General features: G+C 60.9%; 6 protein-coding genes. 2 read left to right on the top strand and 4 right to left on the bottom strand.

All coding sequences use genetic code 11. The features are described from left to right. Positions 1-129: 129 nt before the first annotated feature. The 4 genes from mfd to galT form a co-directional block, all read right to left on the bottom strand. Positions 130-3,807 carry a transcription-repair coupling factor gene (gene mfd, locus HMPREF2975_RS03300; RefSeq protein ID WP_070725739.1) on the bottom strand — a complete coding sequence of 1,226 codons (3,678 nt, stop codon included), beginning with the start codon at positions 3,805-3,807 and terminating at the stop codon, positions 130-132. A 94-nt stretch (positions 3,808-3,901) separates the two neighbouring features. Beyond that, positions 3,902-4,513 carry an aminoacyl-tRNA hydrolase gene (gene pth, locus HMPREF2975_RS03305; RefSeq protein ID WP_070725740.1) on the bottom strand — a complete coding sequence of 204 codons (612 nt, stop codon included), beginning with the start codon at positions 4,511-4,513 and terminating at the stop codon, positions 3,902-3,904. 141 nt (positions 4,514-4,654) lie between these two features. Beyond that, the gene (galK, locus tag HMPREF2975_RS03310) at positions 4,655-5,956 is read right to left on the bottom strand and encodes a galactokinase (RefSeq protein WP_413772594.1); all 1,302 of its coding nucleotides are present in this window, start codon (positions 5,954-5,956) and stop codon (positions 4,655-4,657) included. A gap of 1 nt (position 5,957) precedes the next feature. Continuing rightward, positions 5,958-7,166: a galactose-1-phosphate uridylyltransferase gene (galT, locus tag HMPREF2975_RS03315; RefSeq protein WP_058237845.1), complete on the bottom strand. Its 1,209-nt coding sequence runs from the start codon at positions 7,164-7,166 to the stop codon at positions 5,958-5,960. A 304-nt stretch (positions 7,167-7,470) separates the two neighbouring features. On the opposite strand from galT, the gene HMPREF2975_RS03320 reads away from it, so the two are divergent. Next, complete coding sequence (locus tag HMPREF2975_RS03320; RefSeq protein ID WP_070725743.1) at positions 7,471-8,013, top strand: 2'-5' RNA ligase family protein; 543 nt, start codon at positions 7,471-7,473, stop codon at positions 8,011-8,013. A 127-nt stretch (positions 8,014-8,140) separates the two neighbouring features. Beyond that, positions 8,141-9,865, top strand: a complete 1,725-nt coding sequence (locus tag HMPREF2975_RS03325; protein WP_193599968.1) for a YihY/virulence factor BrkB family protein — start codon at positions 8,141-8,143, stop codon at positions 9,863-9,865. Positions 9,866-10,444: the final 579 nt, after the last annotated feature.

Below are 10,444 nucleotides of genomic sequence, written 5' to 3' on the forward strand. Positions count from 1 at the left end.
GGGGTGAGAAGTCCCGCTCCCCTCGCTCATGAACGAGGACGACTCACCCAGGTACTTGCGCCGAGTGGTCGCATGCACGCGACCACTCGGCGTTTCAAGGTGTCGGGCTTCTATGTTCGCGGGGAGTGATTACCGGTCTTTAACGCCGGGGGCGCCGCCTTCTGATGAGGCGGCGAAAGGCACGATGATCGTGTCAACGACATTCAGCGTCCACTCGATGAGGGCGCTGTCTGCCAAGGGCTGCCCACCGATGTGGGCGGTCATTGGGATGGGAACCAGGATCTGACGCACCGCAGTCTTAATGACTGCGCCAGGGTGCAGCCGCTTCAGGCGCATCATCTGTGAATCAGCAAGTTCGACGGGTGCGAACTTGATGTACCGTCCCTGAGTGGCGACCTCTTCGACACCGACCTGGCGCAGGCGCTCACGCAGTCGCGCAATGTCGAACAGCAAATCCACCTGAGGAGGAATTGGGCCGTATCGGTCGGCCAGCTCATCGCGCACATCGCTTTCCTGTTCAGGCGTGCTCACGCCTGCAATCCTGGCGTATACCTCGAGCCGCAGGCGCTCGCTCGTCACATATTCGGCAGGAATATGCGCATCCACGGCCAGATCCACTCGCACGTCCACCTGTTCGGCGGGGCGCTCCCCTTTAAATGTTGCCACTGCGCCAGCCACCATACGCACGTACAGATCGAACCCCACGCCCTCGATATGACCTGATTGCGCGCCACCCAGCAGGTTGCCGGCACCGCGGATTTCGAGGTCTTTTTGCGCAACGTGCAGCCCGGCGCCCAGATCCGTGAACTGGGCGATTGTCCGCAACCGTTCATGGGCCGTTTCGGTAAGAGTGCGGTCAGCTGGGTAAAAGAAGTAAGCGTAAGCGCGTTCGCGCCCTCGTCCCACTCGGCCACGCAGCTGGTGCAACTGTGAGAGTCCGAACGCGTCCGCCCTGTCCACAATCAGTGTGTTCGCATTGGAAATATCCAGGCCGGTTTCCACGATTGTCGTGCACACCAGCACGTCGAAGTCGTGGTTCCAGAAATCAACGATGACGCGTTCAAGTTCGTGTTCGGACAGTTTGCCGTGAGCGACACGGATGCGCGCTTCGGGTACCAGTTCGCTGAGGTGAGCAGCCACCGTGTTGATGGATTCGACACGGTTATGGACGTAGAACACCTGCCCGTCACGCAACAGCTCGCGCCGGACTGCAGCGATAACCTGCGCATCCGTGTATGCGCCCACAAATGTCAGAACCGGCTGACGCTCTTCTGGCGGTGTCTGCAGGATCGACATTTCACGGATACCGGAAATCGCCATTTCCAGTGTTCGAGGGATAGGTGTTGCTGACATGGACAGCACGTCCACATCAGTGCGCAGCGCTTTGAGTGTCTCCTTATGCTCGACACCGAAACGCTGCTCCTCGTCAATGACGACTAGACCTAGGTCCTTGAAGCGGACCGTGCCCGTCAGCAGGGCGTGTGTGCCGATCACCAGGTCAATACCACCGGACGCAAGTGCCTCCTTGACCTCTTCAGCTTCTTTCGGCGTGGAAAAACGTGACAGTGTCCCAATTGTGACGGGGAAACCGGCATAGCGAGCGCTGAAGGTGTCATAGTGCTGCTGGACCAGCAAGGTGGTGGGAACCAGCACAGCAACCTGCTTGCCGTCCTGGATGGCTTTGAACGCCGCGCGCACAGCGATCTCGGTTTTGCCGTATCCCACGTCTCCTGTCAGGAGCCGGTCCATCGGCATGGACTTTTCCATATCAGCTTTGACTTCATCGATTGTCACGAGCTGATCAGGGGTTTCCACATATGGGAACGCATCTTCAAGTTCGCGCTGCCAGGGGGTGTCAGCGCTGAACGCGTGCCCTTTTGTTGCCTGGCGCGCGGCGTACAGGCGGATCAGCTCAGCGGCGATTTCCTTGACGGCTTTACGAGCTTTGGCTTTGGTCTTCGCCCAGTCAGCCCCACCCATCCGGGTCAGTGTCGGCTGATCCGATCCCGTGTATTTGGAGACCTGATCCAGCGAGTTCGTCGGCACGAACAGACGGTCCCCAGGTTGTCCCCTGCGCGAGGGAGCGTACTCAATGACAAGGTAGTCGCGCGTGACGGCGGACGCTCCCCTGCCGACAGTGCGTGAGACCAGTTCGAGGAAGCGTCCGATCCCGTGCTGTTCGTGAACAACCAGGTCGCCGGCGTGCAGTGTCAGCGGATCGACGCCCTTCCTGCGCCGCGACGGCATCTTCCTCATATCGCGAGTGGTCGCTCCCACGCGACCAGTCAGGTCCTGTTCAGTAAGGACTGCCAGGTGCTGATCGGCCATTACAAACCCGGCGCCGGCTTGCGCGGTCGTCACGTGCACGACACTTTCTTCAGGCGCGCGCGTCAACTCCTCTACCACTCGCGCCGGCACGTGCGCATCGTTCAGTATCGAGGCGATTCGTCGCCCGGGCCCAGGGCCTTGAGTGGTCACCACCATGTTCCACCCGGCGTGTGACAGCTCAGCTAAATCGGCGCACGCTCGATCAAAGTCACCGCGATATGGGCGTACTTCTCGAGCACCGACTGCCATCAGTGTCGGTGAGACCACCACGGCGTGCGCCTCGTGGGCCTGCAAAGCACCCGGCTCGTCGTCCGTATCCACACCTCGGTCATCCTCGACAGCGATCAGCGCATCGGCCAGTTCTGCCGGCGCCAGTGAGGAGACCTCCCACCGCGCGAGTCCGGAAGCCTGCCACACTTCGTCCAGGTCACGGAACGAAGCGTCGCGCGCTTCCAGTGGGACAGTGCCGCCATCGGCCGCTGCGGTCCATGCTGCCTGGAGGAATTCCTCGGTGGTTGACACAAGGTCGGCTGCGCGGGCACGCACCCGCTCCGGCTCATCCATGATGAGCACGCTGCTCTCGGGAGCGATGTCAAGGACGGTGTCCATGCGCTCCACCAAAGCAGGGGCCAGAGACTCCAGGCCTGCGCTGTAGATCCCTTCACTGGCCAGTTCCAGAATCTGCGCCGCGCCCGGCAGGGTGTCAGCAGCATGGCGTGCCTTTTCACGGACCTCGTCGGTTAGCAAGAGTTCTCGACACGCCACCGCCCACAGGCCGTCGGTAGCTGCGCCGAGGGTGCGCTGGTCAGCCATGGAGAACCAGCGAATCTCGTCAACCTCATCGCCCCACAGTTCGACGCGTAAAGGGTGTGCTTCCTGAGGTGGGAAAACGTCGAGGATGCCGCCTCGGACGCTGACCTGTCCGCGTGCCTCCACCATATCCACTCGCTCGTATCCCAGTTGTGTCAAGCGGTCAACCATGCTGGGCAGATCCACCATGTCCCCTACTTTGACGCGCACCGGCTCCAGGTCGGCCAGCCCGTGGATGACAGGCTGGAGGAATGCGCGGACCGGCATGACGACAATGGACAGTGGCGCGGTCGCCGGGTCGGTTGGATCCGGGTGTGTCAGCCGGCGCAAGATGGCGATACGTTGAGCCATCGTGTCCACCTGGGGTGACAGTCGCTCATGCGGCAGGGTTTCCCACGAGGGGAACATGCCCACATTCGGCACCCATGCAGACAATGCGTCAGTCAGCCTTTCGGCTTCTCGTCCCGATGCCGTGATGATGATCAGAGGTCCAACGGCGGACGGGTCCGCCTCGTCAATGAGCCTTTCGCGCGATGCGAGGGCGTACATGCCGGGTCGAATGCCTTGCGGGGCGACGATGGTGCCGCTCAGGGACCGTGACAGTGAAGTGGCGAATTGTTGAACTGCCTGGTCGGCTCCGATCAGGTCCATCAAGCCGTTCAATTTCATGACATCTTCCTCATGTTTCACTGGGATAGGTACATGTGGCGAGGGCGCTCAGTGGGCGGGCGGAATCACTGCGATGGCGCAAACACAAAGGATTTTACTGCGGCGAGCTATGCGAATGCAGGCGCTGTTGGGCCTCCGGGAAACCGTTTAGTGCCACGTCTTCAATCACGTCAGCGGCCTTTTCCACTGTCACGTCCCACTCAGTGCGGTCGCGCGCTGAAAGCTGTGCCAAAACGTAGTCTGCTGGGTCCTGCCTGCCCGGAGGCCTGCCGATTCCGACACGCAACCGGTGGTAAGCCCGCGTCCCCAGACACTGACTGAGCGATTTCAGGCCATTGTGGCCGCCTTCTCCCCCATCAAATTTCAGGCGCAGGTCGTGTTCGGGCAGGTCGAGGTCATCGTGAATGACGAGGATACGGTCGGGCGCTATGTGTGCGAAGCGAGCCAACGCACTGATCGAGCGACCCGACGTATTCATGTATGAATCGGATGTGGCCACGAGAACTTGCGGTCCTGGCGCACCCCCTGGTCTGATGCCCAGGCGGATACTCGCCATGTGCGTCCCGCTCTTGTGTGCGGTCAGGGTCGCACTGCATCGTTCCGCCAGAGCATCGATCACCATGTGACCGACATTGTGACGGGTGCGCGAATACTGGGCGCCGGGATTTCCCAGCCCCACAATCAGCCATGGGGTTTCATCACTCATAGATCTGATTGTGCCATTGTGGGAGTTTTCAGCTGCCACGGCTGGTCGAATGTCACATCTGTCGACGATTCGCCACCACAAGGGCCGCCGCGGTGTTTCAGCCACTGATCGAGGTATTGACGACCCCTGTGACGCGCCACGTTACTCAGCGACTTTTCCTGCAGGTTCTTCAGGCGTAGCGATCAGGAACTGCGGCGCTTCGAAGCCGTGCTCAGCAAAGGCATCAGCGACAGCCCGGGCCACGTCTCGCGCAGCAGACTCATCGACGAGGGCGATCGCCGAGCCGCCGAAACCGCCACCTGTCATGCGTGCGCCATGTGCTCCACTGGCTCGCGCCGCATCGACGGCCACATCCAGTTCCGGACAGGTCACCTCATAGTCATCACGCAGCGAGTCATGGGACGCGTCCAAGAGCGCGGCGCAGCGATCCAGCCGCTCCCCGACCAGCGAGCCGGAAGCCAGCTCATCAATGAACGTGCGTGTGCGATCAATCTCCGTCAGAACGTGACGCACGCGAGCGCGCATCACCTCGTCAGGCAGCTGATCCAATGCCGCTTGTTCATCGTCGATGTCGGCCAGCAGATCGACACCGAGGATGCCTGCGGCGTCTTCGCAGGCCTGTCGGCGCTGGGCGTATTCGCCGGTTACATGCGAATGCTCGGCGCGCGTGTCGATCACCAGGAGTGCCAGGCGGTCGTGAGCCAGGTCAAATGGGATCGACCGCACGGACATATCGCGGCAGTCAAGCTCCAGTGCGTGTCCCTTCGTGCAGCGCATCGATGCAGACTGATCCAGCCCACCTGTATTGGCGCCCGCAATGTCGTTTTCAGCGCGCCGTGCGGCATCCACCAAGAGTGCGCGGCCCGCATCATCATCGTCACCACCGAGCAGGTTGAGGTCTTCCATGTCGTTGATCGCCACGGCCATCGCGCATTCCAAAGCGGCAGAAGACGACAGTCCTGCACCCAGAGGCACACAGGAATGCAGCGCCGCATCGAAGCCGCGCAGCGGCCCAAAGCCGGCCTGCTCCAGGGCCCATGCCACGCCCACAAGGTACGCAGCCCAGCCGGATACTTCGCCGTCAGTCCCGCGTCGGTCAACGGTGTCGAGGTCGAACTCGTCGATATGGTCGCGCGTCTGCGGAGACACGAGGCGTACGTGGCGGTCAGATCGCGGTGTGGCAGCGATAAATGCACGGTGTGGCAGCGCGATCGGCAGACAGATGCCACCGTTGTAATCCACGTGCTCACCGATGATGTTGACACGGCCAGGTGCGTGCCACACGCCATCCGCATCTGCGTTGAATGTTTCGCGGAACAGGGTGCGCGCGGCGAGGGCCCCCTCGTCAAATGTCAAGGGGTCGTTGAACGTGAGGTCCTCTGTCTTGGCTGAGCCGCCCTCGTGCATGGAGTCAGCCTGCTCGGGTGTGTGTGGGGTGGTCATATCACCACACCTCCTTGAAACGGTCAGCGATCTTTTCGGGAGACGTGTCGGAAATCCACGCACCCATACCTGATTCCGAACCAGCCAGGTACTTCAGTTTGCCCGGCGCGCGCAGGAATGAGAAGAACTCCAGGTGCAGGCGCAGTTCGTCGCCTTCAGGTCCGATTGGCGCCTGATGCCAGGCCGCGATGTACGGCAGCTCGATGGCCGAACCGTCCGGGTTGACGAAGAAGCGATTACCTGCCTGTAGCAAATGCAGGTAGAGGTCAGCCAGTTCTTCACGTTCTTCCTCGGTCAGATGCGCAATGTCGCGTACGTGGCGACGTGGGACGAGGTGAGCTTCGACGGGCCAGCGCGCGGCTCCGGGTGTGAACAGCACCCAGTGTTCGCTTTGATCGAGGATACGGCGCGCACTGCGCAGCTCGGTGTCCACGATATCGTCGAACAGGTTGCGACCAGTCGCTTCGCGGTGGGCCTGAGCCTGAGTCAGCATTTGGCGGGTGCGGGGCGTCAGATAGGGGTAGGCGTAGATCTGGCCGTGTGGGTGCGAGAGTGTGACGCCAATTTCCTTGCCGTGGTTTTCAAAGCAGAAAACCTGTTTGATGCCGGGCATTGCTGACAGTTCGCGGGTACGGTCCGCCCACGCTTCGATCACGGTGCGCATGCGCTCATGGGAGACGGTGGCCAGTGAGTCTTCAAGGTTCGGGGTGAAGCAAATGACTTCGCATCGTCCCGCGGCTGGCGCCCTGCGGTACAGGTCATCACCGTCGAGACCGTTCACGGGGATCACACCGTCAGCTGCTGCGATTTCCTGCGCCTGTTCTGGGGTTGCCATGAGGGAGGGGAAGCGGTTTTCGAAGACGACGACGTCGTAGTCTGTGTCGGGTATCTCCCCGTCGGAGTATTCGGCGCCCGGTCGTGCCGGCGCCAGTGGGTTCGCGTCTGCTGGCGGAAGGAATGTGCGGTTCATGCGGTGGGTCGCCATCGGGATCCAGTCCCCGGTCAGCGGGTCTTTGCGCATCTGAGGTCCGGTCACGGGATGAACGGTCCCGTCCTCCCCTTCAATCGGTGCGAAACGATCCGGCAAGGGCCGCGGGTCATCGAGGCGACGAGTGCGCTGTCCTGATACATATTCGGGGGAATCGTCGAAATAAAAGAGGTCTCGCCCATCGGCAAGTTTGGTGGCAGTTTTGCGCACCTGAGCACTCATCGCTGTGTGTCCTTCCACGTTGTCAACGAAGTTCTTGAGAGACGTTCATTTCTCGGTGTCCCGTCCGTGTCCCCACAGGCAGGCCACGTCATAAGTTTACGTTGCCATAGAGGTTTGTCACCACCACGGGGACGGCTCGTGACCTAGGTCATGGCATCTACCTGCGTTGCGACCTTCACCTCACAGCCGCACCGCCTTCACCTCACAGCCGCGCCATCCCATGTACTCTTAAAAGGTCAGTCGCGCAGCGGCACCCCGGCCGCTTCGCCACGCAGCTACCTCATTGCAGAAATGGCGGTGATCCATGTTCCTGCCTCCGCGCCTTGACGGCCAGGAATGGATGGGAGCAGTCATCGCCATTCCGGAGCCTTGGGTCAGCGAACTGACAGAGTTGCGTCTCGGGCTGGGTGACGTCAACGGCTCTCGTGTCCCCGCCCACATCACCGTCATGCCGCCGATTGCCGTGCCGGTGGAAGATCGCACCCGAATCATTCGCCACCTCCGCTCCGTCGCGCAACGCCGCCAGCCGTTCCGCATCACCATTAAAGGTACTGACACGTTCCGCCCTCTGTCCCAGGTGGCGTTCCTGACTGTGACGCAAGGCATGGATGAGTGCCGCAGCCTTGCAGACGATGTGCGCACCGGCCCACTTGACTACACCCTTCGATTCCCCTACCACCCTCACGTCACACTGGCTCAGGATGTTGATGACCCAGCCATTGACCTGGCTCTCGACGTCGCCGCAGATTTCGAGGCCTCTTGGATGGTTCCAGGATTTCGCCTGGACCGCGTGGACCCCACTGGCATGTATTCCTCGCTCGCCCTTTTCGATTTCGAAACGAAGTAGGAACGCGGATGCGGCAGCCTCCCTCGTCAATTTTCGTGATCGACGAGGGGAGACGGCCGTCCCCTGTTGAGCAAATTCTGCCTATGCATAGCGAGCGCGCGCCGCGTCAACACCGTAGATTATGAATATGACGGCAAGCACGAACGATACTCAACACGATTTGTCGGCTACCAACGTGGGATCCACCGTTGCGCCGCCGAGCCCGCGCTCAGTACCCGGAACGTTCACGGGCACCGTGCGCGAATCGGATCTGACCTATCGTGATGAGCCATCTCCGAATGCTCCCGGTTATCATTCAGCCGAACTGGCCGGCACATATTCCGACGAAACCAAGCGCGCCTCGCATCTGCGCGGCCCGGGATTGCGCGAGACCCTCGCTACTCCGGGTCTGGTCGACAAGATCAAGGCACTGATTCAGTGGTGGAACCGGACGCGCCTGGCGCGAGCATTGGCGCGATACAGTAAGCGTTCCGGTGGCTTGATGTCAGGCGGTATGGCGCTGACAACGCTCCTGTCGCTGTCCGCAGCACTGGTCGTCGGCTGGACCATCTTCATGGCGGTGCTGGGCAATAACGCGGAGCTCAAAGAGGCTGTCATCAACGGTGTCAACAATGCGATGCCGGGCGTCATAGATGACGGCACGAACGGCGGACTGGTCAACCCCGACAGTCTGCAGGTCTCCACCGCAATGTCAATCACGTCGATCGTTGCCTTCGTCGGCTTGGTGTGGTCCGCTCTGTCGGTTGTGGGGTCGCTGGGCATGGCGATTCGTTCGATGTTTGGGCTGGTGAGTGCCCCGGTTCCCATCTACAAGTCGATGCCGCGTAACCTGGTCGGCGCTCTCTGCCTGGGCGTGGGAGTGCTGGTGAGCGCCGTTTCCTCCGTAGCTCTGCGAGTGTTTGGCGATTGGATTTTCTCGACTCTGGGAATCGACGCCGGTTTCGGTAAAATTGCATTGAACATTGCGAGCCTGCTGGTCGGTTTTGCGGTTGATTTCGGCGTGTTCATTGTTCTGATTCGAATCGTGGCGCTCGTTCATCCACCTCGACGCGACCTCATGTGGGGTGCCGCATTGGCTGCCCTCGCCGCCGGGGTGCTGCGCTTCTTGGGAACGTCCGCTGTTGGCGCCGTGTCGGGCGCAGTGTTGACCACTGCGACGACGCTGGTCACGCTCATTTTGTGGATTAACCTGCAGATGCGTGTCATTTTGCAGATCAGTGCGTGGGTTGCGAATCCGCCTGCAATCCCGCCGACCGATAAGTCCTCTCTGATTCACTTCAATGAGACGCCGAACTATGTCACGCTGGGTGTCCCTCGTACTTTGGAGTGGCCACACCACGCTGTGACCGGAGAGGTCGAACCGACCCCCGATCCCCCCAAGCTTTCCGATGCTCCGCTGGCCATTGACGCCTCATACCACCCCTCATTCAGCGAGGGCGAATTGGCGGCTCTAGCCAGCATGTCGCCGGAAGAAATTTCTGAACACCGTAAGGAGAAGCAGGCTCGTATGAACTTCCATCAGGCAATGAAACGTGGAGAGAATCTGGCTGACGAACGTGAAGCTCGCGGTGAAAAAACTCCGTGGAACGTCGAGGACGCCAAGCGCGAAAAAGAGGAGAAGCGTCGTCAGGCCGATGCGCGCGAACAAGTTGACGCACTGAAAGATGACGCCACTAAGCGTCACGAAGATGAGAATCGGCGTGATGCTTTGGCTCTGGGCGAACGGCTGCTCCAGGAGCGCGAGGCTGCCGGCACTGCTCCTGACAATGCTGAGAGCACGTCAAGCAAGGATTCCGCTCAGAACACCGACATGTCAGGTACGTCCGAGGTTATCGACCGCGCCGACAAGTAGCAGTAGTTTCAAGCCCCGCGCGGGGATGTCCACTCTCCTCGTGCCTTGTGTCGTCGTGGGTGAGGACTGGCCCTCGTGTCACCGTGCGTGGAGGGTAGGTGTCCTCCCCCTCTTGTAACGTCTTTCGCGAAGGCATGAGTGCCTCGCTTTTTGTCTCGAGTGCGAGGTGAGAGATGCGCCTTTCCTCTTTTCGTCCCCGAGGTTCGATTTGGCGTGGCGGTAGGTTCGTTGTGAGGCTGTGGGTGCTACGCGCCGTTGGGTGGGTGGGCTTGTGACCTGCAGGAATGGTTGGCCAGTGGGGTCAGTGCGGGTCCTTTGGGCTGTGGGTGTGTGTCGAGTTCGAACCTGGGGGAACATGCCCGGGGCCTCGTGTGATCGTCGCTCGCGTGATTGTCGAGGGGAGACAAGGCCCGCGGCTTGCGGGGTGAGTGAACCTTGTGTCTCATTGCGGGGCCTGAGGGGTCTTCCGCGCGGGGTGCAAGCGTGGGTGGTTCTTTCCCACATTTTGGGAATTCTTCTTCCCGCATGCTTGTCCTCTTCTCTCCTCCCCGTCTGTCGATCTGAAGAGGGTTCTGCTGC

Origin of the sequence: Actinomyces sp. HMSC065F12 (assembly GCF_001814535.1) — a bacterium.
GTDB lineage: Bacteria > Actinomycetota > Actinomycetes > Actinomycetales > Actinomycetaceae > Pauljensenia > Pauljensenia radingae_A.